The organism is Lachnoclostridium sp. An181 (genome assembly GCF_002160325.1).
In the GTDB taxonomy this organism is placed as follows: Bacteria; Bacillota; Clostridia; order Lachnospirales; family Lachnospiraceae; genus An181.
Map to the genome: position 1 here is coordinate 38,565 of NZ_NFKJ01000008.1, position 26,445 is coordinate 65,009.

General features: G+C 45.8%; 25 protein-coding genes. 21 read left to right on the forward strand and 4 right to left on the reverse strand.

Going from position 1 to position 26,445, the window contains the following annotated elements; all coding sequences use genetic code 11:
* Positions 1-32: 32 nt before the first annotated feature.
* Both B5F18_RS06705 and B5F18_RS06710 read left to right on the forward strand, forming a co-directional pair.
* Positions 33-1,097, forward strand: coding sequence for a PTS transporter subunit IIC (locus tag B5F18_RS06705; protein WP_087156906.1), 1,065 nt, complete (start codon positions 33-35; stop codon positions 1,095-1,097).
* A gap of 121 nt (positions 1,098-1,218) precedes the next feature.
* The gene (locus B5F18_RS06710; protein ID WP_087156907.1) at positions 1,219-1,929 is read left to right on the forward strand and encodes a GTP pyrophosphokinase; all 711 of its coding nucleotides are present in this window, start codon (positions 1,219-1,221) and stop codon (positions 1,927-1,929) included.
* 38 nt (positions 1,930-1,967) lie between these two features.
* Here B5F18_RS06710 and hpf read toward each other — a convergent pair whose 3' ends face one another.
* The 3 genes from hpf to typA form a co-directional block, all read right to left on the reverse strand.
* The gene (gene hpf, locus B5F18_RS06715) at positions 1,968-2,504 is read right to left on the reverse strand and encodes a ribosome hibernation-promoting factor, HPF/YfiA family (RefSeq protein WP_087156908.1); all 537 of its coding nucleotides are present in this window, start codon (positions 2,502-2,504) and stop codon (positions 1,968-1,970) included.
* A gap of 97 nt (positions 2,505-2,601) precedes the next feature.
* On the reverse strand, positions 2,602-3,483 hold the full coding sequence (locus B5F18_RS06720) for a phosphatase PAP2 family protein (RefSeq protein WP_087156909.1): 882 nt from the start codon (positions 3,481-3,483) through the stop codon (positions 2,602-2,604).
* A complete protein-coding gene (gene typA, locus B5F18_RS06725; protein ID WP_087156910.1) occupies positions 3,483-5,309 on the reverse strand; it encodes a translational GTPase TypA in 1,827 nt (608 codons plus the stop codon). Before typA ends, B5F18_RS06720 begins: the two co-directional genes overlap by 1 nt.
* Before the next feature lie 175 nt (positions 5,310-5,484).
* Between typA and B5F18_RS06730 the strand changes: the two genes are divergently transcribed.
* The 13 genes from B5F18_RS06730 (at position 5,485) to B5F18_RS06790 (ending at position 18,753) form a co-directional block, all read left to right on the forward strand.
* On the forward strand, positions 5,485-6,114 hold the full coding sequence (locus B5F18_RS06730) for a single-stranded DNA-binding protein (RefSeq protein WP_087156911.1): 630 nt from the start codon (positions 5,485-5,487) through the stop codon (positions 6,112-6,114).
* Positions 6,115-6,175: 61 nt separating this feature from the next.
* Positions 6,176-7,069, forward strand: coding sequence for a 4-hydroxy-tetrahydrodipicolinate synthase (gene dapA, locus B5F18_RS06735; RefSeq protein WP_087156912.1), 894 nt, complete (start codon positions 6,176-6,178; stop codon positions 7,067-7,069).
* Positions 7,070-7,096: 27 nt separating this feature from the next.
* Entirely contained in the window at positions 7,097-7,855 is a 759-nt protein-coding gene (gene dapB / locus B5F18_RS06740) for a 4-hydroxy-tetrahydrodipicolinate reductase (RefSeq protein WP_087156913.1), read from the forward strand.
* Between the two features lie 70 nt (positions 7,856-7,925).
* Positions 7,926-8,231: a hypothetical protein gene (locus tag B5F18_RS06745; RefSeq protein ID WP_087156914.1), complete on the forward strand. Its 306-nt coding sequence runs from the start codon at positions 7,926-7,928 to the stop codon at positions 8,229-8,231.
* 169 nt (positions 8,232-8,400) lie between these two features.
* Entirely contained in the window at positions 8,401-9,195 is a 795-nt protein-coding gene (gene proC / locus B5F18_RS06750; protein ID WP_087156915.1) for a pyrroline-5-carboxylate reductase, read from the forward strand.
* Between the two features lie 80 nt (positions 9,196-9,275).
* The gene (locus B5F18_RS06755; protein WP_087156916.1) at positions 9,276-9,794 is read left to right on the forward strand and encodes a peptidylprolyl isomerase; all 519 of its coding nucleotides are present in this window, start codon (positions 9,276-9,278) and stop codon (positions 9,792-9,794) included.
* Between the two features lie 59 nt (positions 9,795-9,853).
* On the forward strand, positions 9,854-10,621 hold the full coding sequence (gene hisA, locus B5F18_RS06760; RefSeq protein WP_087156917.1) for a phosphoribosylformimino-5-aminoimidazole carboxamide ribotide isomerase: 768 nt from the start codon (positions 9,854-9,856) through the stop codon (positions 10,619-10,621).
* Positions 10,622-10,782: 161 nt separating this feature from the next.
* Positions 10,783-13,359, forward strand: a complete 2,577-nt coding sequence (gene secA / locus B5F18_RS06765) for a preprotein translocase subunit SecA (protein ID WP_087156918.1) — start codon at positions 10,783-10,785, stop codon at positions 13,357-13,359.
* An 84-nt stretch (positions 13,360-13,443) separates the two neighbouring features.
* A protein-coding gene (prfB, locus tag B5F18_RS06770) for a peptide chain release factor 2 (RefSeq protein ID WP_143468381.1) occupies positions 13,444-14,551 on the forward strand; the annotation gives its coding sequence in 2 pieces (ribosomal slippage) (positions 13,444-13,518 and positions 13,520-14,551; 1,107 coding nt in all).
* Positions 14,552-14,636: 85 nt separating this feature from the next.
* A complete protein-coding gene (locus B5F18_RS06775) occupies positions 14,637-15,077 on the forward strand; it encodes an ACT domain-containing protein (protein ID WP_087156920.1) in 441 nt (146 codons plus the stop codon).
* Between the two features lie 6 nt (positions 15,078-15,083).
* Complete coding sequence (locus tag B5F18_RS06780) at positions 15,084-16,301, forward strand: homoserine dehydrogenase (RefSeq protein WP_087156921.1); 1,218 nt, start codon at positions 15,084-15,086, stop codon at positions 16,299-16,301.
* A gap of 31 nt (positions 16,302-16,332) precedes the next feature.
* Positions 16,333-17,535, forward strand: coding sequence for a cofactor-independent phosphoglycerate mutase (locus B5F18_RS06785; protein WP_087156922.1), 1,203 nt, complete (start codon positions 16,333-16,335; stop codon positions 17,533-17,535).
* A 9-nt stretch (positions 17,536-17,544) separates the two neighbouring features.
* Positions 17,545-18,753: an aspartate kinase gene (locus B5F18_RS06790; RefSeq protein WP_087156923.1), complete on the forward strand. Its 1,209-nt coding sequence runs from the start codon at positions 17,545-17,547 to the stop codon at positions 18,751-18,753.
* Between the two features lie 94 nt (positions 18,754-18,847).
* On the opposite strand, the gene B5F18_RS06795 is transcribed toward B5F18_RS06790, so the two are convergent.
* On the reverse strand, positions 18,848-19,333 hold the full coding sequence (locus tag B5F18_RS06795) for a CYTH domain-containing protein (RefSeq protein WP_087156924.1): 486 nt from the start codon (positions 19,331-19,333) through the stop codon (positions 18,848-18,850).
* Positions 19,334-19,467: 134 nt separating this feature from the next.
* Here B5F18_RS06795 and B5F18_RS06800 point away from each other — a divergent pair, with 134 nt between their 5' ends.
* The 6 genes from B5F18_RS06800 (at position 19,468) to lon (ending at position 26,437) form a co-directional block, all read left to right on the forward strand.
* Positions 19,468-20,022 (forward strand): DJ-1 family glyoxalase III, encoded by a 555-nt coding sequence (locus B5F18_RS06800; RefSeq protein WP_087156925.1) that lies wholly within the window; start codon positions 19,468-19,470, stop codon positions 20,020-20,022.
* Between the two features lie 9 nt (positions 20,023-20,031).
* Positions 20,032-20,709 (forward strand): hypothetical protein, encoded by a 678-nt coding sequence (locus tag B5F18_RS06805; protein ID WP_087156926.1) that lies wholly within the window; start codon positions 20,032-20,034, stop codon positions 20,707-20,709.
* Between the two features lie 120 nt (positions 20,710-20,829).
* Positions 20,830-22,116, forward strand: a complete 1,287-nt coding sequence (gene tig / locus B5F18_RS06810) for a trigger factor (RefSeq protein WP_087156927.1) — start codon at positions 20,830-20,832, stop codon at positions 22,114-22,116.
* Positions 22,117-22,143: 27 nt separating this feature from the next.
* Positions 22,144-22,725 (forward strand): ATP-dependent Clp endopeptidase proteolytic subunit ClpP, encoded by a 582-nt coding sequence (gene clpP / locus B5F18_RS06815; RefSeq protein WP_087156928.1) that lies wholly within the window; start codon positions 22,144-22,146, stop codon positions 22,723-22,725.
* A 67-nt stretch (positions 22,726-22,792) separates the two neighbouring features.
* On the forward strand, positions 22,793-24,043 hold the full coding sequence (clpX, locus tag B5F18_RS06820; protein ID WP_087156929.1) for an ATP-dependent Clp protease ATP-binding subunit ClpX: 1,251 nt from the start codon (positions 22,793-22,795) through the stop codon (positions 24,041-24,043).
* A gap of 69 nt (positions 24,044-24,112) precedes the next feature.
* On the forward strand, positions 24,113-26,437 hold the full coding sequence (gene lon / locus B5F18_RS06825; RefSeq protein ID WP_087156930.1) for an endopeptidase La: 2,325 nt from the start codon (positions 24,113-24,115) through the stop codon (positions 26,435-26,437).
* Positions 26,438-26,445: the final 8 nt, after the last annotated feature.

The window sequence follows — 26,445 nt, forward strand, 5'->3', positions numbered from 1 at the left end:
CATCTGTAATAAAACGTGTAAAGGAGTCAGAGATGAAAAGATTAAAAAAATGGGCAAATCATGTATTGATTGACGGATTGAGCGGCATGGCACAGGGGTTGTTTGCCACGCTCATCATTGGAACGATTATCCAGCAGATAGGTACATTTGCGGGGGGAGATTTGGGGAACCTGATATTTTTGACAGGAAAAGTTGCCGCAGCCATGACCGGTGCGGGGATTGGAGTCGGAGTGGCGTGCAGATTCCAGGCCCCGCCTCTTGTGGTCATTTCAGCAGCGATAGCTGGAATGTCAGGGGCTTTTGCAAGCCAGATACTGAATGGGACCGTGCTGATGGAAGGAGCCATTGTGCTGTCCGGACCAGGGGAGCCCTTGGGAGCATTTCTTGCAGCCTATGTGGGTATTGAAATCGGGAAACTGGTGTCAGGAAAGACAAAGGTGGATATTTTGGTGACGCCTCTTATCGTCATTGGATCCGGCGCTTGTGTAGGACTTACTGTGGGGCCTCCGATTTCTGCATTCATGCAGTGGCTGGGGTCCTTGATCAATTGGGGAACAGAGCAGCAGCCGCTCCTGATGGGGATCATTGTCTCTGTGCTCATGGGCATGATCCTCACTCTGCCTATCAGTTCTGCGGCTCTTGGGGTGATTTTAAACCTGTCCGGGCTTGCCGCAGGTGCAGCTACAGTCGGATGCTGCTGTAATATGGTCGGGTTTGCGGTCGCGAGTTACCGGGAAAACAAAATAGGCGGACTTCTTGCGCAGGGCATAGGTACATCCATGCTGCAAGTTCCCAATATTGTGAGAAAACCGATCATCTGGCTCCCGGCCATACTCTCAAGCGCCATACTTGGCCCGATTGGTACTTTGGTGTTTCATATGACAAACAATGCCACGGGCTCGGGGATGGGGACCGCGGGCCTGGTAGGCCCGATCATGACTTGGCAGACCATGGTGGGAGCAGAAGGGGCAGCCGTTGTTCTGATAAAGATCCTGCTCATCCAGTTTATCCTTCCGGCGATCGTCACACTGTTTATATCAGAAATTATGAGGAAAAGAAATTGGATTCAATTCGGGGACATGAAACTGGACTGTTAGTGGTCTGTTAAATCTTAAAAAAGCATGAAAACTGTGATTTTTAAAGCTGCATATGCTATAATAAAAGTATGTGGGCGAGGTCTGCATCTTTGATTAAATGCGCATAAAAGGAGTGAAACCAATGGAGGCAGCGATTAAAAATTACGAGGATGTTGACAGTTGGAAGACCATTATGTTTCTTTACAACGCAGCTTTGAAAGAAGTAGAGACAAAGCTGGAAATTTTGAATGAAGAATTCAAACATGTTCATCGTTATAATCCGATAGAGTACATTAAGACCCGTATCAAGTCTCCGGAAAGTATAGTAAAAAAATTAAAAAGGAACGGGCATGAGACGTCCATTGAGAATATGGTCCGATATGTCAACGATATTGCAGGAGTCAGGCTCATCTGTTCGTTCACATCAGATATCTACCGTCTTGCGGAGATGATAGGAAATCAAAGTGATCTGAAAGTTCTGTCTATCAAGGATTATATTAAAAATCCAAAAAACAGTGGATATAAAAGTTACCATATGCTTGTGTCTGTGCCGATATTTCTTTCAGACAGTGTTGTGGATACGAAAGTGGAGATTCAGATCCGGACGATTGCAATGGATTTCTGGGCCAGCCTGGAGCACAAGATTTATTATAAATTTGAGGGAAATGCACCGGAGTATATCAGCAGAGATTTGAAAGAATGTGCTTTGATGGTTTCAGAGCTGGATGAAAGGATGCTGTCCCTTAACGAGGCGATACGGTCTTGTCTGGAACAACAGGAAAGTGGAGAATGGCGTCAGGATGACGATGATGACGAGAGAAAAGAGAAAAGCGCAGCAGCGCATAACAAGTAGAAAGGAGTTCCCTTTTTGGGAACTCCTTTTTGAACTTATTATTGAAATTCAGGTTCGATCAATCCATAAGAATTGTCTTTTCTTTTGTAAACCACATTAACTTCATCGGTCTCTGCATTACAGAATACAAAGAAGTTGTGTCCAAGCAAATCCATCTGTACACATGCATCTTCCGGGAACATTGGCTTGATGCCAAAACGTTTGGTGCGGACGATGCGGATTTCATCTTCCGGGAGATCACTTTCTTCCGGTTCCAAAAACGCGGAAGTAAACGGACCTTCTTCGTGATGTTTTGCAGTCAATTTTGTCTTATGCTTGCGGAGCTGTCTTTCGATGACCTCCTCAACAAGGTCGATGGAAACGTACATGTCGCTGCTTACCTGCTCAGAACGGATGATCGTACCCTTTACAGGGATTGTGACCTCGATTTTCTGGCGGTCCTTTTCTACGCTTAAGGTTACAATGATTTCTGTCTCAGGAGTGAAATAGCGTTCCAGCTTTCCTAATTTCTTTTCGATGGTTGACCTTAATCCAGGTGTTACCTCGATATTTTTTCCACTAATGATAAAATTCATAAGCTCAACTCCTTTTCTATTAAGTTAGGATTATTATAACATACTTGTCCATCAGCGTACAGCAAAAAGAGCTTTTGTTTATATAATTTTCACAAAATCATTTTTGAAGTCTGGTAAAACAAAATGGATAGATCACGAGTACCCAGAGAACCAGAACAAAGTAGGATAGCATTTCCAGGGCAAGATTTTCTGCGCCTATAAGCCCGAACCCCAGTTTGATGACAAGTGCGCCCAAAAGGCCCAGAAATAATTTCAGGAGTTGTTTTGGGATGGAGGAGCAGTAGATTCCGAAATCAATGTAGGTGCGCTCGAGATAAAATCCTGCTGCAAATCCTGCCCCTGCACCGGCTGCTTTAAGGCAATCCGATGCAAACTCATAGGCCAGGATGCCTTTGGAAAATAACAGCCAGGCGTAGAGAGCAGTCAGAAAGGAGAAAAGGGCGAGCGCAAGGGAAATTTTTGGCGTATGTTTTTGACTTAGCAGGATGTCCTGAAAACGGAATACAAGACATGCAGCCAGAAGGGAGAGCGCCATGGAGATCCAGACGTCTTTTGGCGTGTGTACGCCAAGATACATCTTGGAAAATCCAACAAGGAAAAACATCAGCATGTAAAAAATGCGTAAGTACATTTTTTGCGTCCGGATAGCCAGAGGAGCAAACAGTGAGGCAGCCCCCTGCGTGTGGCCGCTTGGGAAAGAGTAACCGCTTGCACTGGGAATGGCGCTATCCACTGCGGAAAAATCAGGATCAAGTACCCAAGGCCTTGGAACGCGGAAAGTGATTTTGAGCGTCTGTACCGCAAGACCTGCTGTAAAATAGACAAAACCTACAAGGTAGGCAAAGCGTTTGTCAACGCACCAGTACAGGGCACAGATGATGAGGAGAATAAAAAGTTCTTCTCCAAAAAGTGTGATAAACTGGAAAAACCGTTCCCCGAACGGGGAACGGACCTCTTCCAGCAGACGTAAAAAATCCATTATTTATTCTGACTCCTTTTTCTCATTTTTGGGTCCAGTATTTTTTTGCGGATACGAAGAGACTTAGGGGTAACTTCCAAAAGTTCATCCGTTTCAATGAAGTCAAGTGCTTCTTCCAGGCTTAAAATACGGGGCGGTGTTAGTTTCAGAGCTTCATCTGCGCTGGAAGAGCGGGTGTTGGTCAGATGTTTGGTCTTGCATACATTGATTTCAATGTCATCGGTCTTTGCGTTCTGCCCCACTACCATACCGGAGTAAACTTTTTCTCCAGGGCCTATAAATAGCGTACCCCGGTCCTGAGCGCTGAAAAGACCATATGTGACGGATTCTCCGGTCTCAAATGCGATGAGGGATCCCTGCTTGCGGTAGGAGATGTCCCCTTTGTAAGGAGCATATCCATCGAAACTTGTGTTGAGGATTCCGTTTCCTTTTGTGTCAGTTAAAAACTCTCCACGGTAGCCGATCAAGCCTCTGGAAGGAATGGAAAATTCCAGACGTGTGTAACCGCCGTTTGACATGCCCATGTTGCGCAGTTCACCTTTGCGCTGGCTCAGCTTATCGATGACTGTTCCGGTAAATTCTTCCGGAACATCGATGTATGCAAGTTCCATTGGCTCCAAAAGCTTTCCGTTTTCATCCTTTTTATAAAGAACTTCAGCCTTGCTGACTGCAAATTCATACCCTTCTCTGCGCATGTTTTCGATGAGCACGGACAAATGGAGTTCCCCGCGGCCGCTGACTTTGAAACTGTCGGTGTTGTCGGACTCCTCCACGCGCAGGCTGACATCTGTGTTCAATTCCCGGAACAGCCTTTCGCGCAGGTGCCTGGAAGTGACAAATTTTCCTTCCTGACCGGCAAACGGGCTGTCGTTTACGACAAACTGCATGGCTATAGTAGGCTCGGAGATTTTCTGGAATGGAATCGGTACTGGATTTTCCAGGGAGCAGAGCGTGTCTCCGATAGAAATATCTGCGATACCGGAGATGGCAACAATGGAGCCGATTCCGGCTTCTTTTACTTCTACTTTGTTAAGGCCGTCAAATTCATAAAGTTTGCTGATTTTGACTTTGCGCTGTTTGTCAGGATCATGATGGTTGACAACAACGACATCCTGGTTGACGCAGATGGTGCCGTTGTCCACTTTTCCAACGCCGATTCTCCCCACATATTCGTTGTAGTCAATGGTGCTGATCAACACCTGGGTTCCGGCATCCGGGTCCCCTTCAGGTGCCGGGATATAGTCGAGAATAGTGTCAAAAAGCGGAATCATGTTCTTTGGATCATCGCTAAGGTCCAAAAGGGCCACACCGGATTTTGCGGATGCGTATACAAACGGACAGTCCAGCTGTTCGTCCGAGGCATCCAAATCCATGAAAAGTTCCAGCACTTCGTCAATGACTTCATCAGGTCTTGCCTCAGGACGGTCGATCTTGTTGATGCAGACAATGACAGGCAGTTTCAATTCCAGAGCTTTTCTCAGAACAAACTTTGTCTGAGGCATTGGGCCTTCAAATGCGTCCACGACAAGGATCACACCATTTACCATCTTTAAGACACGCTCTACTTCTCCGCCAAAATCAGCGTGTCCGGGGGTATCGATAATGTTGATCTTTGTACCTTTATAGGAGATAGCAGTGTTTTTGGAGAGGATCGTGATACCTCTTTCACGTTCAATGGCATTGGAATCCATGACGCGTTCAGCGACCTCCTGATTTTCACGGAACACGCCGCTTTGCTTGAGCAGTTCGTCCACCAGAGTGGTTTTTCCGTGGTCTACATGGGCGATAATGGCGATATTGCGGATATCTTCACGTATTGTTTTCATATTTTCAAGTCCTTTTCTACTATTTCTTTCTACCTATATTAAGCGGCTTTTGCCGCAACGAATATAGTGTATCACATTTTTTAAAATTTACAAGTTTTAGTTCTAAATGAAGTTCCTGGTTCATAAACTAAGTAGTGACTAAAAAATACGACGAAGAGGAAGGGAGAATAAATTCATGTCGGATAAGATTATTGCAAACAACCAGGTAACCATTATGGGAGAGATTGCGACAGGCTTCACATTCAGCCATGAGGTTTTTGGAGAAGGGTTTTATATGGTGGATGTACTTGTGAAACGTCTGAGCAATTCAGATGACAGAATACCATTGATGATCTCAGAGAGGCTGATTGATGTCAAGCAGGATTACACAGGGTGTTATATAATGGCAAGCGGACAGTTCCGCTCCTACAATCGCCATGAGGAACAGAAGAATCATCTTGTGCTCTCCGTATTTGTCAGGGAGATTGAGTTTATTGACGAGGAACTGGACGGAGCGAAGACGAATACCATTCTTTTAGACGGGTACATATGTAAAAAACCAGTCTACCGCAAGACACCTCTTGGAAGAGAAATTGCGGATCTGCTCTTGGCTGTAAACCGGCCGTATGGGAAATCGGACTACATACCATGTATCTGCTGGGGAAGAAATGCAAGATTTGCCTCTGGTTTTGAAGTGGGGGAACATGTACAGATTTTAGGAAGAATTCAGAGCAGAGAATATATAAAGAAAATTACGGAGACAGAGACCGAAAAAAGGACGGCATACGAGGTTTCCGTGAGCAAACTGGAATGTATGGAAGATTGACAGATAGTTCTATAAATGTTAAAATCAAACGATAAAGAAAGAGAAAGTAAGGAGGATTACAATGGCAGTTTTTACTGGAGCAGGCGTAGCGATCATCACTCCATTTCATGAGGATGGAAGTATCAATTATGATAAACTGGATGAGCTGATAGACTATCATTGTGAAAACGGGACGGATAGTATCATTATCTGTGGGACAACGGGAGAGTCCGCCACAATGACAGAGGAGGAGCACATAGACTGCATCAAACATACAATCGATTACACAAGGAAACGGATTCCTGTAATTGCCGGAACCGGTTCCAATTCCACAGCGACAGCGATTCAGATGTCAAAGGAGGCGTCCGAGTACGGGGCGGATGGTCTTCTGATTGTGACTCCTTATTACAATAAAGCGACTCAGCAGGGATTGTTTGAACATTACAAAGCTGTTGCAGATGAGGTGACAGCGCCGATCATTGTTTACAGTGTGGCAAGCAGAACCGGATGCAATGTGGAGGCAGCCACCATGGCCCGCATGGTAAAGGAGATCGACAATATTGTGGGAATCAAGGAGGCATCCGGAAATATTTCTCAGGTTGCAGATATCATGAATCTGACAGACGGAAACATTGACCTGTATTCCGGAAATGACGATCAGATTGTTCCGCTTTTGTCACTTGGCGGAAAGGGTGTGATTTCTGTGCTTGCAAATATTGCGCCAAAAGAGACGCATGACATCTGTGAACTTTTCTTCAAGGGGGATGTAAAAGGCAGCTGTGCTCTGCAGTTGAAGGCATTGCCGCTGATTCACAAACTGTTCTGCGAAGTGAATCCGATCCCTGTGAAAATGGCGGCTAATCTTATGGGAATGGAAGTCGGAGGTCTTCGCATGCCTTTGACAGAGCTTACAAAAGAACATACCGAACAGCTTGCGCAGGCGATGCGTGACTTTGGAATTCAGTTAGAAAAATAGGTTAAAGTACGACCGAAGGAGATAAATATGATAAAGATGATTATGCACGGCTGCAATGGTCATATGGGACAGACGATCACAAAGCTGGCAAAAGAAGACAGCGCAATTGAAATTGTCGCAGGCGTGGACAGCTATACGGGGGTGACGAATGAGTACCCTGTGTTTGAAAGTATTGAGACATGTGATGTACAGGCAGATGTGGTTGTCGATTTTTCCAATGCAGGAGCAGTGGATGGACTTTTAGAGTACTGCGAAAAGAAAGGTATTCCTGTAGTACTTTGCACCACAGGACTTTCCGATGGGCAGCTTGAAATGGTGCAGAAGACATCAAAAAATGTAGCAATACTGCGCTCAGCGAACATGTCTCTTGGAATCAATATGCTTTTGAAACTTTTAAAAGAGGCGGCAGGGATTCTTGCACCGGCAGGATTTGATATTGAGCTTGTGGAGAGACACCATAATCAGAAATTGGATGCACCAAGCGGTACAGCGCTGGCGCTTGCGGACTCGGTGAATGAGGCACTTGACAATGCATATACATATGTGTATGACAGAAGTAAAGTGCGTCAAAAACGTGATAAAAAGGAGATTGGCATCTCTGCAGTGCGCGGGGGAACCATTGTCGGGGATCACGAAGTGATCTTTGCAGGAGCTGACGAGGTAGTGGAATTTAAACATACCGCATATTCAAAAGCAGTTTTTGGAAAAGGCGCCCTGGAAGCAGCAAAGTTTTTGGCAGGAAAGCAGCCTGGGCTTTACGATATGAGCGATGTGATTCAATTTTAAAAAAGCGTATATTTTTTTCCGATTCTGTAAACAGTAGTAGCAGATACTTTTATAGAAAGGAAGAATCGCTATGAAACAATGGAAAAAAGCAGCAGTACTTTTGTTGTGCGTTGGAATGCTTGGCGTATTATCCGGCTGCGGCGATAAGGCTGACAACGGCGACTATATGAATGGTGCCACAAGCGGAGAGGATACCACAAACCGCAATGACAACGGCAATGCAGGTGATGACCTGAAAGACATGGCCGATGATGCGGGGGATGCCGTGAAGGATGGGGTTCGTGATGTGGAAGAAGGCGCTGAGGATATCAAGGACAACGTAGAAGATGACATGAACAATGACGCAGACAATCAGAGTAATCATGTAGCAAAATAAAAAAAGGACAGCGTGCCGGCAAAAGCCGACACGTTGTCTTTGTTTTTTGTCAGGGGATGGGAATAGCTTTGCGGGTTTTGAAGGGTATGGAATGCAGGACCTGCGTTGACAACCTCCGGTAATCATGATATGTTTGAAAAAGAATGAAAAATGGAGGCGGAAGATTGAAATGAGGATTGGATTTATTGGATGCGGTAATATGGCAGGCGCTATGATCGGTGGAATTATTAAGAACGGGTGTGTAAAACCTGAGGAAATCATCGGTTCCAATGCCACGCAAAAAGGGCGTGAGAGGACCAAGGAAACATACGGCATAGAGATTGCAAAAAATAATGTTCAGGTGGCAATGGAGTCGGACGTTGTATTCTTATCTGTGAAACCGCAGTTTTATGAGCAGGTTATTGAAGAGATCAGTTCCAGTATCAAAGAAGAACAGATCATTGTTGCGATTGCACCGGGAAAGACGCTGGAATGGCTGGAAGAGAAGTTTGGAAAGAAAGTAAAACTTGTGCGCTCCATGCCAAATACTCCGGCACTTGTAGGAGAGGGGATGACAGCTGTGTGTGTAAATGAGCAGGTGTCAGAGAAGGAACTGGAGATGGTGTGCAGGATCATGGAAAGTTTCGGAAAAGTGGAGGTGATCCCTGAGCGGCTCATGGATGCAGTCGTGGCAGTCAGCGGAAGTTCACCGGCTTACATATTTATGTTCATTGAGGCTATGGCGGATGCGGCTGTTATGTGCGGGATGCCAAGGATGCAGGCGTACAAATTTGCTGCTCAGGCAGTACTTGGCAGTGCCAAAATGGTGCTTGAGACAGGTATGCATCCGGGGGAATTAAAAGATATGGTCTGCTCACCTGCCGGCACAACGATCCAGGCAGTCAGAAAGCTTGAGGAGAAGGGACTGCGCAGTGCAGTGATCGAGGCCATGAAAACATGTGCGGATGTCTCAAAAGGCATGTGATAGGAAGAGCAAATGTTTTGACAGTCAAAGGAAATGATGGTATATTGAATAATATTTGATAGTAAGGAGAGAGCAAAAACATGACAAATCCAGTAGTTACAATTACAATGGAAAACGGGGATGTGATAAAGGCAGAACTGTACCCTGAAATTGCACCGAACACTGTGAAAAATTTTGTTTCCCTCGTAAAAAATGGATTTTACGATGGACTGATCTTCCACCGGGTGATCCGTGGCTTTATGATCCAGGGGGGATGCCCGGATGGAAATGGAATGGGAGGTCCGGGATATCAAATTAAGGGAGAGTTTGCCCAGAATGGTTTTGCAAATGATCTGAAACATGAGCCGGGCGTACTTTCCATGGCAAGGGCCATGCATCCGGACTCTGCAGGAAGCCAGTTCTTCATTATGCACGAGGCAGCACCGCACCTTGACGGAGCATACGCTGCATTTGGCAAGGTTGTGGAAGGAATGGATATCGTAAATAAGATTGCAGAGACTGCGACGGACTACAGCGACCGTCCGCTGGAAGTACAGAGGATGAAGAGCGTAACCGTAGACACATTCGGTGAAGACTATGAGGAGCCGGAAAAACAGTAGAAAACAATGCCGCAGCAAAACTCAGCGCTGCGGTGTTTTTGTATATGGAGGAGAAAGGAATGCATTTTAGACCATGTATTGATATACATAATGGGGCCATCAAGCAGATTGTCGGAGGCACGCTAAAGGATGGGCAGGACAAAGCAGACACAAATTTTGTCTCCGGGTATGGCGCTGCCTATTACGCTGCCCTGTACCGGGCGGACGGACTGAAAGGGGGACATGTGATCTTGCTCAACGCGAAAGATTCCCCCTATTACAATGCGTCAAGGATGCAGGCTTTACAGGCGCTGAGCATCTATCCGGGAGGTCTTCAGATCGGTGGGGGAATTACGGATGAGAATGCAGCCAATTACATTCTCCTTGGCGCGAGTCATGTGATCGTGACCTCTTTTGTTTTCCGAAATGGACAGATCATGTGGGAGAATCTGGAGAAACTGAAAAAAGCAGTTGGAAAAGAGCACATTGTACTTGACTTAAGCTGCAGGAAAAAAGAGGGAAAGTATTATATTGTGACAGATCGATGGCAGACATTTACCGATGTGGTGCTCACCCACAAGGTGCTGGATGAGCTTTCCGGCTACTGCGATGAGTTTCTTGTACATGGTGTTGACGTGGAGGGAAAGGGAGCTGGTATGGAAGAAGACCTTGTAAGAATGCTTGCGTCATGGAGAGGAATACCGATCACCTACGCAGGAGGCCTCCATTCCCTTGAGGAGATAGAGCGGTTTCAAGAATTTAGTGAAGGACGGCTTGATTTTACGGTTGGCAGTGGTCTGGATCTGTTTGGCGGGTCTGTTCCTTATGAGACGGTAAAAGAGATGTGAATTTGTTGAGAAGAGTTTGTGAACACTGCATAAATGTATTGAACAAAAGTGAAGTTGGTGTTAAAATAATGAGCAGAGTTTACTTAGTCTGTAGGAGATTTCGTTCCGCTTTTAGAGGGATGTGGGCAGGCTAGAAGGTAAAAACAGACAAGGAGTTAGGTATGAGCTTTATAGAAAAAATATTTGGAACACACAGCCAGCACGAGCTGAAGAGAATTTATCCGATCGTGGATTATATTGAATCTCTGGAGCCAAAGATGCAGGCACTATCCGACGAAGAGTTGAGGGATAAAACAAGAGAATATAAAGAAAGACTGGAAAACGGTGAAACTCTGGACGATATTCTTCCAGAGGCGTTTGCGACAGTGAGAGAGGCAGCAGTCCGTGTCCTTGGGATGAGACACTTCCGCGTACAGCTGATCGGTGGTATTATCCTCCATCAGGGACGTATTGCGGAGATGAAGACTGGTGAGGGTAAGACATTAGTTTCCACTCTTCCGGCCTATCTGAATGCATTGGAAGGAAAGGGTGTGCACATTGTCACAGTCAATGATTACCTGGCAAAGCGTGACGCGGAATGGATGGGAAAAGTCCATGAATTTTTGGGCCTCACTGTCGGAGTGGTCTTAAATGACATGGATAATGACGAGAGAAGAAAACAGTATGAATGTGACATTACATACGTGACAAACAATGAGCTCGGATTTGATTATCTGAGAGATAACATGGTCATCTACAAAGAGCAGCTTGTGCAGAGGGGCCTGCATTATGCCATCATCGATGAGGTTGACTCTGTGCTGATTGATGAGGCGAGAACGCCGCTCATCATTTCCGGACAGAGTGGAAAGTCAACCAAACTGTATGAGATGTGTGATATTCTGGCAAGACAGCTGGAAAAAGGAGAGGCAAGCGGCGAGTTTACAAAGATGAACGCCATTATGGGCGAGGATATTGAAGAGACCGGAGATTTCATTGTCAACGAAAAGGAAAAGAACATCAACCTGACAGAAGACGGTGTGAAGAAGGTTGAGCAGTTCTTCCATATTGAAAACCTTGCAGACCCGGAAAATTTGGAGATCCAGCACAATATTATTTTGGCCCTGCGTGCGCATAACCTGATGTTCCGCGACAAAGACTACGTGGTGACGGACGATGATGAGGTTATGATCGTAGACGAGTTTACCGGACGTATCATGCCGGGACGCCGTTATTCAGACGGACTTCATCAGGCGATTGAGGCAAAAGAGCATGTAAAAGTAAAACGTGAGAGCAAGACCCTGGCTACGATCACTTTCCAGAACTTGTTCAATAAGTTTGATAAAAAGGCAGGTATGACCGGTACTGCTCTGACAGAGGAAAAAGAGTTCCGTGACATCTACGGCATGGACGTTGTGGAGATTCCGACAAACAAACCAGTGCAGAGACAGGATTTGGACGATGCTGTGTACAAGACAAAAGAAGAGAAATACAAAGCAGTTGCGGATGAGGTCGAGCGCGCCCATGCGACAGGCCAGCCGGTATTGGTAGGTACGATCACCATCGAGATTTCCGAGCTGCTCAGCAAGATGCTCAAAAAACGTGGCATCAAGCACAATGTACTGAACGCGAAGTTTCATGAAAAAGAGGCGGAGATCGTTGCGCAGGCAGGTCAGCACGGTGCAGTGACCATTGCGACCAACATGGCCGGACGTGGTACGGATATTAAGCTGGACGATGAGGCGAGAGAGGCCGGTGGTCTGAAGATCATCGGTACAGAGCGCCACGAGTCCAGACGTATTGACAATCAGCTGCGCGGCCGTGCAGGACGTCAGGGTGATCCGGGAGAGTCCAGATTCTATATTTCTCTGGAGGACGATCTGATGCGTCTGTTTGGCTCTGAGCGTTTGATGAATGTATTTAATACCCTTGGGGTGGAGGATGGAGAGCAGATTGAGCACAAAATGCTTTCCAGTGCTATTGAAAAAGCACAGAAGAAGATTGAGAGTAACAACTTTGGAATCCGTAAAAACCTGCTCGACTATGACCAGGTTATGAATGAGCAAAGAGAGATCATCTATGAGGAGAGAAGACGTGTGCTCGACGGGGAGAGCATGAGAGATTCCATCTACCATATGCTGGCAGATTACGTGGAGAATGCAGTGGATAAGATCGCTGCTGAAAACAGTGAGTACGATGAGTGGGATTTGAAGAGCCTGAACTTAGATCTTTTGAATGTCATTCCTACGATTGATCCTGTGACTGAGGATGATGTAAAAGATAAGAATGTCAAGGAGCTCAAACATCTTCTGAAAGAGCGTGCGACAAAAGCATACGAGATGAAAGAGTCTGAGTTCCCGGAACCAGAGCATTTAAGGGAAGTGGAGCGCGTGGTGCTTCTGAAGGTGATCGACGCAAAATGGATGGACCATATCGACGACATGGATCAGCTGCGCCAGGGTATTGGCCTGCAGGCTTATGGCCAGAGAGATCCAAAAGTCGAGTATAAAATGCTTGGCTACGATATGTTCGGTGAGATGACCAATGCGATCGCCCATGACACGATTGGTACACTCTTCCGCGTACAGATGGAGCAAAAGGTGGAGAGAGAGCAGGTGGCAAAAGTGACGGGTACGAACAAAGACGAGAGCGCTGCCCGTGCCCCTAAAAAACGCGAAGAGAAGAAGATTTATCCGAACGATCCATGCCCGTGCGGAAGCGGAAAGAAATATAAACAGTGCTGTGGAAGGAACGCAAGCTGATAGAAATCGATAGAAAGAAATAAAAATAAAGGGGTGTGACAGACCAGAGCTGCCACACCTTTTTGAGTAGAGAGGTGAGAATTAATGGTTGAATTAGACCAGTTTAAAAGTGTGATCAGCAGTTATGAGGAGCCATTAGAGGAAATGAGGGGATCTCTTTGACCTGGCTGGCAAGGAAAAACGGGTAGAAGAACTGGAAAAGAAAATGGAGGAGCCAGATTTTTGGGATGAGCCCGAGGAATCCCAGAAGGTGATGAAAGAGCTCAAAGGCTTAAAAGATGTCCTGGACACAGCAGGACAGATCCGGCAGGCGTACGAGGACATTCAGCTGCTCATAGAGATGGCATATGAGGAGGAAGATGAAGGTCTGGTGCCAGAGATCAGGGATGAGTTGGAAGGGTTTGAGAAGAAGTTTGATGATCTTAGGATCCAGACACTGCTTCACGGAGAGTACGACAGGGACAATGCGATCGTGACGCTGCACGCGGGGGCAGGAGGCACAGAGTCGTGCGACTGGGCAGGAATGCTCTACCGCATGTACACCAGGTGGGCGGAAAAGAGAGGATTTTCTGTGGAAGTGCTGGATTTCCTGGACGGGGATGTGGCAGGTATCAAGGCTGTGACATTTCAGGTAAACGGAGAAAATGCTTACGGATATTTGAAATCGGAAAAAGGTGTTCACAGACTTGTGAGGATTTCTCCTTTCAATGCCGCGGGTAAAAGACAGACCTCGTTTGCATCCTGCGATGTCCTTCCGGATATTGAGGAGGACATTGACATTGAGATCAACGAAGATGAGCTGAAGATCGACACCTACCGGTCCAGCGGTGCAGGAGGACAGCATGTCAATAAGACATCCTCCGCAATCCGTATCACCCACCTTCCTACCGGAATCGTGGTGCAGTGCCAGAATGAGCGCTCTCAGCATAACAATAGAGAAAAAGCTCTGCAGATGCTCAAGGCAAAGCTCTATCTTTTGAAACAGCAGGAGCAGGCAGACAAGGTCTCGGATATCCGGGGAGAAGTAAAAGAGATTGGCTTTGGCAATCAGATCCGCTCCTATGTGATGCAGCCGTATACGTTGGTAAAGGATCACAGGACAAATGTGGAGAGCGGCAATGTACAGGCTGTGCTGGATGGAGAGCTGGACTTGTTTATCAATGCATATTTGAAATATATCAGCAAGAAATAGTTGCTGTAACGGAAAAGCTGTGATAATATTCTTTGTATGACGCACAAATGTAGTCTGTAAACGGACTCGATGGGAGGAATACAAAGTGGAGCAGAATAAATATTATGTTGTGAAGAAAAATGCCCTGCCGGAAGTGCTTTTAAAAGTGGTTGAGGCAAAAAGACTCCTTGATTCCGGGAAAGTGAACACTGTCCAGGAGGCAGTGGAGTTGACAGGAATCAGCAGAAGTTCTTTTTATAAGTACAAAGAGGACATTTTTCCATTTCATGAGACAGAAAAAGGACAGACCGTGACTCTTGTCATCCAGCTGGATGACAAGCCGGGGGTGCTTGCAGATATTTTGAACAAAATTGCGCAGTATCGGGCAAATATCCTGACAATCCATCAGAGTATTCCCCTCAACGGAATTGCGACATTGACGTTGAGCCTGGAAGTGATGTCGACCACAGGAAATATTTCCGATATGGTGGATGAGATGGAGCGGCAAAACGAAATACATTATCTGAAGATTGTAGGCAGGGGGTAGGATGAAATGGTGAATATAGCAGTATTAGGATATGGTACAGTAGGTTCTGGTGTGGTGGAAGTCATTCATACAAACGGAAAACTCATCAATCAGAGAGTGGGCGATGAGATAAAGATCAAGAAAGTTCTGGATATCCGAGATTTTCCAGGTGAGCCGGTACAGGATCTGATCACACATGATTTTGAGGAAATTCTAGGCGACGAGGAGATCAAAATCGTGGTGGAGGTCATGGGAGGCATTGAGCCGGCATACACTTTCGTGAAACGAAGCCTTCTGGCGGGAAAAAGCGTTGCAACTTCCAACAAAGCGCTTGTCGCTGCGCATGGGCCGGAACTTTTGGCTATTGCAAAGGAAAAAAATATTAATTTCCTTTTTGAGGCGAGCGTAGGGGGAGGCATTCCGATCATACGCGCACTGAATTCCTCCATGACAGCTGACGAGATTGAGGAGATCACAGGAATTTTAAATGGCACGACAAACTATATGCTGACAAAGATGTTTTACGAGGGTGCAGATTATGATGACGTGTTAAAGGAAGCTCAGGAGAACGGGTATGCGGAGCGAAACCCGGAGTCTGATGTGGAAGGATATGATTCCTGCAGAAAGATTGCAATCCTCTCCTCACTTATTTCCGGACAGCATGTGGATTTCCAGGATATCTACACAGAGGGGATTACAAAAATTACAGCTGAGGATATGAAATATGCAAAAGAGATGGGAATGACCATTAAACTTTTGGCATCCAGCAAAAGAGACAGAGGAAAGCTGTACGCTCTCGTGGCACCGTTCCTGCTTACTCCGGAAAATCCGCTTTACAGTGTAAACGGAGTGTTCAATGCTATTTTTGTGAAGGGAAATGTGCTCGGCGATGCGATGTTCTATGGAAGCGGCGCTGGAAAACTTCCAACAGCGAGCGCAGTTGTGGCAGATGTTGTTGAGGCGGCAAAAAATCTGAAACGCAATGTGATGACCATGTGGAAAAGCGAGAAACTGGAAATTGAAGACAAGGCAGATGCCATTCGTCATTTCTTTGTCCGGATGAGCGGGGAAAAGGAAGAATGGAAAGAGAAAGTAGAGGAGGTCTTCGGAGAGGTAAAATTTGTGAAAGCAGATGGCTTGGAGGGCGAGTTCGCCTTTGTCACAGCGGCGATGATGGAAGGCGCGTACGATGCATGCGCGAAAAAGTTTGAGAATATCATACATATGATACGATTTAAAAGCTGAGAGGTTTAGGGAAAAGAAAGCGGGTGGATGAATGAAGTATATAGTAGTTTTGGCAGACGGAATGGCAGGAGAACCTTTAAAAGAACTTGGAGGAAAGACCACGATGGAGGCTGCCAGAAAGCCGTATATGGACAGCATGGCCGGGGTGTCGGAGCTTGGGATGGCTTATATGGTTCCAAAAGGAATGAGTCCTGGCAGTGATACGGCAAACCTTTCCGTACTCGGGTACGATCCAAAGGTATACTATTCAGGTCGTTCTCCTTTGGAGGCTTTAAGCATTGGTGTTCCGATGAAGAGTACAGATGTTTCTTTTCGGTGCAATCTCGTCACGGTATCCGAAGAACAGAAGGAGTACCAAGAAAAAGTGATCATTGACCACAGTTCAGACGAAATCAGCACGGAAGATGCAAAAATACTTTTGGAGGATTTGAAAAAAGGTCTTAAAGGAGAAGGGTATCATTTTTATGCGGGAACAAGCTACAGACATTTGCTTATCTGGGAAAATGGGCAGCTTGTGGAGCTGACTCCTCCGCACGATATACTGGGAAAGACAATTGGGGGGTACCTTCCAAAGGATGAAGTGCTTTTGGAAATGATGGAGAAGAGTTATGCAATTCTTTCACAACACCCAATCAACAAGACTAGAAAGGCCAACGGGTTAAATCCGGCAAATTCCGCCTGGTTTTGGGGAGCAGGAACAAGACCGGCTTTGGACAGCTTTGAGGAAAAGACAGGGCTTAAAGGAGCTATGATCTCAGCAGTGGACCTTTTAAAAGGCATCGCAGTGGGAGCTGGGCTCACCAATATCCTTGTGCCGGGAGCAAACGGAGGGCTGGATACCAATTACGAAGGCAAGGCGGATGCAGCAGTAAAAGCGCTTTTGCGGGAAAATTATGACTTTGTCTATGTTCATATAGAAGCACCGGATGAGATGGGACACCAGGGCAGCATTCAGAAAAAGATCAAGGCCATTGAAAATATTGACGGACAGATTATCGGAAGAATACGGGAAAGACTTGACAAATCTGCCGAAGAATATAGAATGTTAGTGTTGCCGGACCATCCGACACCGATTGCCAGACGCACGCATACGATGGACCCGGTACCATATTTGCTTTTTGACAGCAAAAAGGCAGTGGAGGGGCAGAGTGCGTACCAGGAAAACACTGCCAATAAAACAGGAACAGTATGGGAGGACGGATATCGTCTGATGGAACATTTACTGTCCCGCTAGGAGGAGACAATGCTGATAGTAAAAAAGTTTGGCGGAACTTCCGTGGCAAACAAAGAAAGAATTTTTAACGTGGCGAAACGCTGTATTGAGGATTACAAAAAAGGGCATGATGTAGTTGTCGTGCTGTCAGCAATGGGAGATACGACAGATGAACTTTTAAGCCTTGCCAATGACATCAATCCGAATGCTCCGAAAAGAGAACTGGATATGCTGCTCACCACAGGAGAGCAGACATCTGTGGCTTTGATGGCCATGGCGATGAACGCGCTGGATGTACCGGCGGTATCGCTCAATGCTTTTCAGGTCATGATGCATTCCACATCAAAATATGGAAATTCCAGATTTAAGCGCGTGGATACGGAGCGGATCCGCCATGAGCTGGATTCCAGAAAGATCGTTATCGTAACCGGATTCCAGGCAGTAAACAAATATGATGATTACACAACACTTGGCCGGGGTGGATCTGACACCACGGCAGTGGCACTGGCTGCAGTGCTGCACGCGGATTTGTGTGAAATCTTTACAGATGTGGACGGAGTATATACTGCGGATCCCCGTATTGTAAAGGATGCAAGGAAACTTTCACAGATCACTTATGATGAGATGCTGGAACTGGCGTCCCACGGGGCGAAGGTACTGCACAACCGTTCCGTTGAAATGGCGAAGAAATACAGAGTGCCTCTTGTCGTCCGCTCCAGTCTGAACAATAACGAAGGAACCGTTGTCAAGGAGGGTGCAAAAATGGAAAAAATGCTCATAAGCGGAGTGACAGCTGACAAAAATATTGCGAGAATCTCAGTGATTGGGATTAAAGACAGGCCGGGAACAGCATTCCGTATTTTCAATACACTGTCAAAGAATAAAATCAATATTGACATTATTCTGCAGTCTATCGGGCGCGAGGGTACAAAGGATATCACATTTACTGTGTCCCAGGACGATTTAAAAGAGACGTTGGATGTACTGGAAAGGGAAAAGGAAGATTTGACCATCCAGGAAATTAAATACGATGAAGATGTCGCAAAGATTTCTATCGTAGGTGCGGGAATGATGACAAATCCGGGTGTTGCGGCTACAATGTTTGAGTCTTTGTATAATTGTGGAATCAATATCAACATGATTTCCACATCGGAGATCCGCATTACTGTGTTGATCCGTGAAAATGATGCAGAAAAAGCTGTGATCGCAGTGCACGATGGATTCGGGCTTGCGGATTAAACATAAAAAAGAACAAGGAGGTTTCCTGTTTTGGAATGAGACCAAACTCAGGGAAACCTCCTTTTTGTGTGGCGAGCGCAAAGTGCAGAGCCTCTCATGAGTGAGAGGAAGGGGAGCTTAGCTGGGCTTGCCACTTTGTTATATGGATCATATTGCTGTTGTGATAACGCGGATCAAAGGTGACGTCATCTCCAAACCAGGAAGGGGGCTCAAAAGAGAGAGCGCTCTCTTTGTTCGGGAATTCCACCTCCAGAAGCTTCAGAGGAGCGTGCGGAGGCAAAAAGACGTCGAGCTCAGCTGTAAGGCCGTTATCCAGGGGAATCCGATAGCGTGTCTTTTTGATCAGACATCCATCGATCTTTTCGGCAAGATGTTCATAGGCCTGCCGGGTGAGAGGAAGATTATACTCCTCCCGTGCCATCATACCACTGGATTTATAGGTCAGTACATACTGTCCACCTTCTCTTCTGACTCTTACAACAGGGGCTGTGCAGAGATATCCCTGCTCCATTTGGATATGAGGGTGATCTTCAAGATGAAACGGCAGTTCCTTTGGCAAAAACTTTCTTTCAATTTCCATAGATATGTTATCCTCCTTTTTCATTATCATAATATAATAGGGGATAGAAGTAAATGTATTTGCATTTTTGCCAGGCTTTTGTTAGAATGCAAAGTGAATTGATATGGATAATTTTCAGGAAGGAAGGATTTACCATGAAAAAAGCATGCATATTTTTAGCGGATGGATTTGAGACCATTGAAGGCCTGACTGTCGTAGATGTGTTGAGAAGAGCAGGGATTGAGACCTGGACAGTGTCTGTCAAGGAAAGCAAAAACGTGGTAACATCGAACGGAATTTCATTACAGGCAGATAAATTGTTTGACGAAGTAGATTATGATGAAATAGACATCCTGATTTTGCCGGGAGGCACTGTGGGAACGGATAACCTGAACGCACATCATGGTGTCAAAGTACTGACAGAGAAATTTGCGCGTGAGGGAAAATATGTGGCAGCCATCTGCGCGGCTCCTGGAATTCTGGGAGATATGGGACTTTTAAGAGGAAAGAAGGCTGTATGCCATCCAAGCCGTAAGGCTCATTTGAAAGATGCACTGTTTATTGACGAGCCGGCAGTGTGTGATGGCAACATCATCACAGGGCGCGCTATGGCAGCATCCTTGGAGTTTGCACTTCTGATACTTGAGAAACTGGCGGGAGGGGACGCTGTGTCTTTGGTGAATGAGGGAATCGTATATCGAAAAGAATAGGAGGTTTGAATGAAGAAACATAAAAAGTGGATCATTGTGGCAGTGATTTTGATCGTGGCCGCAGGCACAGGTTTGTTCTTCTATTTCCGTGACTTTGACGCAAAAGGGTACACTCAGGCAGTACTGGACCATATGTTTCAAGGGGAGACAAAAGAGGCTGCAAGTATCATGAAGAATGTAACGGAAGAAGAGATGGAAGAACAGTATGAAAAGCAGGTGGCCGCGTTTGTTGAGAACAATATCACAGGTGGAATCGAGGTGGCGGATAGCGATAGAGCCCGTTTTGAAAATCTGACAAAAGAGATTTTTGCGGTCATGCGCTATGAGGTCACAAAGGAAGATAAGATTTCCAGAAATGAATACGAGGTGAGCGTGGAAATCCAGCCGACAGACATTTTTCCGGTGTTTGTCGCAGGAGTGAAACAGGATTCACAAGAGCTGATGAACAAAGCCGAGGCTGGGGAATACTCCGGCAGCGAGGAGGAAATCAACCAGCAGATGCAGAGGGATTATATCAACCATGCCTATGAGCTTTTGGAGAGCGCATACAGCCGGGTGGAGTATGGAAACAAGGAGACTGTCATTTTGAAGGTGAAAGCAGGCAAAGACAGAGCCTTCTCCATATCAGAGGAGGAGTTGAATGACCTGATTTTGAAAATCCTGCGTTTAGACGAAATTCAAGACTAGCAATTTGGTATGGTTTATGCTATACTACTTCAATGACTGTGAGTATATAGAAAAGTCAGAAGATTAATTGTACCTTTCCGGGAATGACCGGGCGGATATATTTAAGGAGGAAAACGATAAATGAGTTTACAAGTAGAAAACATGGAGAAGAACATGGCGAAACTTACAATCGAAGTTTCTGCTGAAGAGCTGGAGAAAGCGCTGCAGGGTGCATATTTAAAACAGAAAAATAAAATCAGCTTGCCAGGATTCCGCAAAGGAAAAGTACCGCGCAACATGATCGAAAAAATGTACGGCGTAGAAATTTTCTATGATGACGCAGCAAACGCATTGATTCCAGAGCACTATGCAAAAGCATACGATGAGAGCGGACTGGAAATTGTATCACAGCCAACGATCAACGTAGTACAGATTGAAAAAGGAAAACCTTTTATCTTCACAGCTGAGGTGGCTGTAAAACCAGAGGTTACCTTAGGTGAATACAAAGGATTGGAAGTTGATAAATACTCCAACAGAGTCACTCAGAAAGAAATTGATGAGAGACTTGCACAGGAGCAGGAGAAAAACGCAAGAACAGTTGCAGTAGAGGGACGTCCTGTTCAGGATAAAGATGAGGTTGTTCTTGATTTTGAGGGATTTGTGGATGGAGTTGCTTTCGAAGGTGGAAAAGGTGAGAACTATTCACTCACAATCGGTTCCGGTACCTTTATTCCGGGATTTGAAGAACAGCTTATCGGCGCTGAACCGGAAAAAGAAGTGGAAGTCAAAGTGACATTCCCGGAAGAGTACCATGCAAAAGATCTTGCAGGAAAAGAAGCAGTATTCAAATGTACAGTACATGAAATTAAGGCAAAAGAGCTGCCGGAACTTGATGATGAATTTGCAGCAGAGATTTCAGAGTTTGAGACTTTGGATGAACTGAAAGCAGATATCAAAGCAAAAATCAAAGAAAAGAAAGTTAACGATGGTAAGAGAAATCAGGAAGACCAGGCAGTTGCAAAGGCAGTGGAAAATGCGACAATGGAGATTCCTGAGGCAATGATCGATACACAGGCGAGACAGTTTGTGGATGATTTTGCAAGAAGACTTCAGGCACAGGGACTTACCATGGAGCAGTATGCACAGTTTACAGGGATGACACTTGACAAGATGATGGAAGAGTTCAGACCGCAGGCATTAAAACGCATTCAGACAAGGCTTATTCTTGAGGCGATTGTAAAAGCAGAGAACATTGAAGTCAGTGAAGAGAGAATGAACGAAGAGTTCGAAAAGATGGCCAAGGCTTACCAGATGGAAACTGACAAGCTGAAATCTCTGATGGGAGAAAAAGAAGTTGAGCAGATGAAGATGGACATTGCAGTGCAGGATGCAGTGACATTGCTTGTAGATGCGGCAGTAGAAAAATAGGATGGCCGCAGATTTAGGAGGTAGAACATGAGCTTAGTACCATATGTCATTGAACAAACAAGCCGTGGAGAACGCTCTTACGACATTTATTCAAGATTATTAAAAGACAGAATCATTTTTCTGGGTGAAGAAGTGACGGATGTATCCGCAAACCTTATTGTTTCACAGCTGTTATTTTTGGAGGCGGAAGACCCGGATCGCGACATCCAGTTTTATATCAACAGCCCTGGCGGCTCCGTGACGGCAGGACTGGCTATTTACGATACGATGCAGTATATTAAGTGTGATGTCTCAACTATTTGTATGGGAATGGCAGCGAGTATGGGTTCATTCCTTCTCGCAGGAGGAGCGAAAGGAAAGCGTCTTGCGCTTCCGAATGCGGAGATCATGATTCATCAGCCTTCAGGAGGGGCGCAGGGACAGGCGACGGAGATTCAGATCGCTGCAGAGCACATCCTGAAGACTCGCCGGAAACTGAATGAGATTCTGGCACAGAATACGGGACAGAGTCTTGAGCAGATTCAGATTGACACGGAGAGGGATAACTTCATGTCTGCACAGGAAGCAAAAGAATATGGTTTGATCGACAGTGTGATCACAAACCGGTAATATAAAATCACGAAGGGGTTGTTCCAAAAGGAGCATCCCCTTTCCGTGTAAAAAAAGAGGTGATAAAATGGCAGGAAAATTGAACGAAGTAATTCGGTGTTCTTTTTGTAATAAATCACAGGCGCAGGTCAGGAAACTGATCGCAGGTCCAAACGGCGTTTTTATCTGCGATGAGTGTGTGGAAACCTGTTCTGAGATCATTGAAGAGGAATTTGAGGAAGAAGAAAAGGAAGAAAAGATGGATGCCATCAATCTTCTGAAACCGGAAGAGATCAAAGCGTTTTTGGACGATTATGTGATCGGACAGGATGAGGCAAAAAAGGTGCTGGCAGTTGCAGTGTACAATCACTATAAGCGGATTTTGGCCGGAAGAAACCTTGGTATGGAACTGCAAAAGAGCAATATACTTATGCTCGGCCCTACAGGAAGCGGAAAAACACTTCTTGCACAGACGCTGGCAAAGATATTGAATGTACCGTTCGCCATTGCAGATGCAACAGCTTTGACAGAGGCCGGATATGTGGGTGAGGATGTGGAGAACATTCTCCTCAAATTGATCCAGGCTGCAGACGGCGATATCGAGCGCGCGGAGTATGGAATTATCTATATTGACGAGATTGACAAGATTACGAGAAAATCAGAGAATCCTTCGATCACAAGGGATGTCTCGGGGGAGGGCGTGCAGCAGGCTCTTCTTAAAATTGTTGAGGGGACAGTTGCATCCGTGCCTCCGCAGGGCGGAAGAAAGCATCCGCACCAGGAACTGATACAGATAGACACAACAAATATTCTCTTTATCTGCGGCGGAGCTTTTGAAGGAATTGAAAAGATGATTGAAACCAGAATGGACAGAAAGTCTATTGGATTCAATGCACAGATTGCATCCAAACATGAGGAGAATGTGGATATCCTTTTGGAAAATGTTCTTCCCCAGGATTTGGTAAAATATGGGCTGATTCCAGAATTGGTAGGACGTGTGCCGGTGACTGTGTCACTGCACCTTTTAGATAAGGACGCTCTGATGAAAATTTTGGTTGAGCCGAAAAACGCGATAGTGAAACAGTATCAGAAATTGATGGAGCTTGACGATGTTGAGCTGAAATTTGACGATGATGCCTTGGAAGCGATCGCTGATCTTTCTATACGCAGAAAGACGGGAGCCAGAGGGCTGCGCGCGATCATGGAGAATATCATGATGGATACCATGTATCATGCACCGTCAGATGAGAGCATCCGTACATGCAGGATTACAAAAGAAGTGGTGGAGGAAGGAAAAGAACCACTTTACAATCAGGATACAGTTTCAGAAAGTGCGTAAGAATACACACGGGGGTGTTGTGAAATCTATGTTTTACAACACCCTCTTTTAGACAAGGAGTTGCAGAACATGAGTGAAAAGAAAAAGAAACTTCCAGTGATTGCTCTGCGCGGGATGACAGTGATGCCCCGGATGGTGATCCATTTTGACATCAGCCGTACAAAGTCTATAAAAGCGGCGGAATATGCCATGGACACAGAACAGATGATTTTTCTGACAGCCCAGAAATCTACACAGACAGAGGATCCTGGACTTGACGACATCTATGAGGTGGGGGTGATCGCATCTGTCAATCAGCTTGCAAAGCTGCCGAAACATATATTAAGGGTACTGGTCAGCGGCGAACAAAGGGCGCGTATCGTAAAGATGAACCAAACAGAGCCTTTTATGGAGGCAGAGGTGGAGATTCTGGAGGATACAGGACTGGATGAGGAAAACGAGCTGAGCAGAGAGGCAATGTTAAGAGGGCTTAAGGACGTCTATTTGGAGTACTGCTTAAAGATGCCAAAGATGGGAAGGGAAAGTGCCATGCAGATCATGGAAACCGATGATCTGAAAAAACTGGTGGATGAGATTGCGGCCAATGTCCCTCTGCACTATAAAGAACTTCAGGAGATCCTGGAAAAGGACAGCCTCATAGAGCGGTATGAATTTCTGCTATATAAACTGGTGAATGAAATCCAGATCATGAGGTTAAAAGCGGACATTCAGGAAAAAGTAAAGGAAAGAGTAGATAAAAATCAAAGAGAATACATTTTAAGAGAGCAGCTGAAACTCATCCGCGAGGAATTGGGGGAGGACAACGCCTTTTCCGATGCGGATGAATTTGAGGAGCAGGCAAAAAATTTGAAGGCCCCGGAGGAAGTAAAGAACAAACTGTTAAAAGAGATTTCCAGGTTTCGTAATACAATGAACAACCCTTCGGAGAACGGAGTGATTCGTACATATATTGAGACTATGCTGGAGATGCCGTGGGACAGGACCGTTCCGGATGAACACGACCTTGCCCATGCAAAAGAAGTTTTGGAAGAAGACCATTACGGACTTACCAAGGTTAAGGAAAGAGTGTTGGAATTCATGGCAGTGCGCGCCCTTGCGCCAAAGGGAAACAGCCCGATCCTATGTCTTGTGGGGCCTCCGGGAACCGGGAAGACTTCAATCGCAAAATCTTTGGCAAGGGCAATGGGAAAACCGTATGTCCGGATTTCTCTTGGCGGTGTGCGCGATGAAGCAGAGATCCGGGGCCACAGAAAAACGTATGTGGGCTCCATGCCGGGAAGGATTGCAAATGCAATGAAGAGCGCAGGGGTGAAAAATCCTTTGATTCTTTTGGATGAAATTGACAAAGTGAGCACAGATTATAAAGGAGATACATTTTCAGCGCTCCTGGAAGTGCTGGATGGCGAGCAGAACACAAAATTCAGAGACCACTACCTGGAAGTGCCGCTGGATCTGTCCGAGGTGACTTTTGTCACCACAGCGAACACACTGCAGACCATTCCAAGACCGCTTTTGGATAGAATGGAAGTCATTGAGATCACAAGCTATACGGAAAATGAAAAAATGCACATTGCCATAGAACATCTTGTGCCGAAACAGATTCAGCGGCATGGGATGAAAAAGGAGCAGCTTTCAATAAGCAAAAAAGCACTTTGGAAGATTGCGCTGAATTATACAAAAGAAGCAGGCGTACGCCAGATGGAGAGAAAGATTGAAGAAATTTGCAGGAAAGCGGCAAGAGAACTCCTGGAGAAGAAAAAGACGGAAATCCATGTGACAGAGAGAAACCTGGAGAAATATTTGGGGAGAGAGCGTTATAACTGCCAAAGAGCCAACGAGGAAGATGAGGTTGGAATCGTGAGAGGACTTGCGTGGACAAGCGTGGGCGGGGATACTCTTCAAATAGAGGTCAATGTGATGCCGGGAAAAGGGGAACTGATCCTCACAGGTCAGCTTGGGGATGTGATGAAAGAGTCTGCCCGTACTGGTATCAGCTATATCCGCTCTGTGGGAGAACAGTATTTGGTTGCGCCGGATTATTTTGAAAAGCACGATATGCACATCCATATTCCGGAAGGTGCGGTGCCAAAAGATGGCCCATCCGCAGGCATTACGATGGCAACGGCCATGCTGTCTGCAGTGACGGGGAGAAAGGTGAGGGCGGATGTTGCCATGACCGGTGAGATTACCCTGAGAGGGAGAGTATTGCCAATCGGAGGGCTCAAGGAAAAACTGCTGGCTGCAAGGAACGCGGGGATGAAACTCGTTCTTGTGCCAAAGGAAAATGAAAGGGATGTGGAAGACCTGTCAGCTGAGATAACAAAAGGATTGGAAATCATTCCGGTTTCCCATATGACAGAAGTTCTGAAATATGCCTTTGCAGGAAACGAATAGATTCAGGA

What these genes read in the sequence shown, in the direction of transcription:
- B5F18_RS06705 (WP_087156906.1), top strand. Translation starts at nt 33, where the DNA reads ATGAAAAGATTAAAAAAATGGGCAAATCATGTATTGATTGACGGATTG.
- B5F18_RS06710 (WP_087156907.1), top strand. Translation starts at nt 1,219, where the DNA reads ATGGAGGCAGCGATTAAAAATTACGAGGATGTTGACAGTTGGAAGACC.
- hpf (WP_087156908.1), bottom strand. Translation starts at nt 2,504, where the DNA reads ATGAATTTTATCATTAGTGGAAAAAATATCGAGGTAACACCTGGATTA.
- B5F18_RS06720 (WP_087156909.1), bottom strand. Translation starts at nt 3,483, where the DNA reads ATGGATTTTTTACGTCTGCTGGAAGAGGTCCGTTCCCCGTTCGGGGAA.
- typA (WP_087156910.1), bottom strand. Translation starts at nt 5,309, where the DNA reads ATGAAAACAATACGTGAAGATATCCGCAATATCGCCATTATCGCCCAT.
- B5F18_RS06730 (WP_087156911.1), top strand. Translation starts at nt 5,485, where the DNA reads ATGTCGGATAAGATTATTGCAAACAACCAGGTAACCATTATGGGAGAG.
- dapA (WP_087156912.1), top strand. Translation starts at nt 6,176, where the DNA reads ATGGCAGTTTTTACTGGAGCAGGCGTAGCGATCATCACTCCATTTCAT.
- dapB (WP_087156913.1), top strand. Translation starts at nt 7,097, where the DNA reads ATGATAAAGATGATTATGCACGGCTGCAATGGTCATATGGGACAGACG.
- B5F18_RS06745 (WP_087156914.1), top strand. Translation starts at nt 7,926, where the DNA reads ATGAAACAATGGAAAAAAGCAGCAGTACTTTTGTTGTGCGTTGGAATG.
- proC (WP_087156915.1), top strand. Translation starts at nt 8,401, where the DNA reads ATGAGGATTGGATTTATTGGATGCGGTAATATGGCAGGCGCTATGATC.
- B5F18_RS06755 (WP_087156916.1), top strand. Translation starts at nt 9,276, where the DNA reads ATGACAAATCCAGTAGTTACAATTACAATGGAAAACGGGGATGTGATA.
- hisA (WP_087156917.1), top strand. Translation starts at nt 9,854, where the DNA reads ATGCATTTTAGACCATGTATTGATATACATAATGGGGCCATCAAGCAG.
- secA (WP_087156918.1), top strand. Translation starts at nt 10,783, where the DNA reads ATGAGCTTTATAGAAAAAATATTTGGAACACACAGCCAGCACGAGCTG.
- B5F18_RS06780 (WP_087156921.1), top strand. Translation starts at nt 15,084, where the DNA reads ATGGTGAATATAGCAGTATTAGGATATGGTACAGTAGGTTCTGGTGTG.
- B5F18_RS06785 (WP_087156922.1), top strand. Translation starts at nt 16,333, where the DNA reads ATGAAGTATATAGTAGTTTTGGCAGACGGAATGGCAGGAGAACCTTTA.
- B5F18_RS06790 (WP_087156923.1), top strand. Translation starts at nt 17,545, where the DNA reads ATGCTGATAGTAAAAAAGTTTGGCGGAACTTCCGTGGCAAACAAAGAA.
- B5F18_RS06795 (WP_087156924.1), bottom strand. Translation starts at nt 19,333, where the DNA reads ATGGAAATTGAAAGAAAGTTTTTGCCAAAGGAACTGCCGTTTCATCTT.
- B5F18_RS06800 (WP_087156925.1), top strand. Translation starts at nt 19,468, where the DNA reads ATGAAAAAAGCATGCATATTTTTAGCGGATGGATTTGAGACCATTGAA.
- B5F18_RS06805 (WP_087156926.1), top strand. Translation starts at nt 20,032, where the DNA reads ATGAAGAAACATAAAAAGTGGATCATTGTGGCAGTGATTTTGATCGTG.
- tig (WP_087156927.1), top strand. Translation starts at nt 20,830, where the DNA reads ATGAGTTTACAAGTAGAAAACATGGAGAAGAACATGGCGAAACTTACA.
- clpP (WP_087156928.1), top strand. Translation starts at nt 22,144, where the DNA reads ATGAGCTTAGTACCATATGTCATTGAACAAACAAGCCGTGGAGAACGC.
- clpX (WP_087156929.1), top strand. Translation starts at nt 22,793, where the DNA reads ATGGCAGGAAAATTGAACGAAGTAATTCGGTGTTCTTTTTGTAATAAA.
- lon (WP_087156930.1), top strand. Translation starts at nt 24,113, where the DNA reads ATGAGTGAAAAGAAAAAGAAACTTCCAGTGATTGCTCTGCGCGGGATG.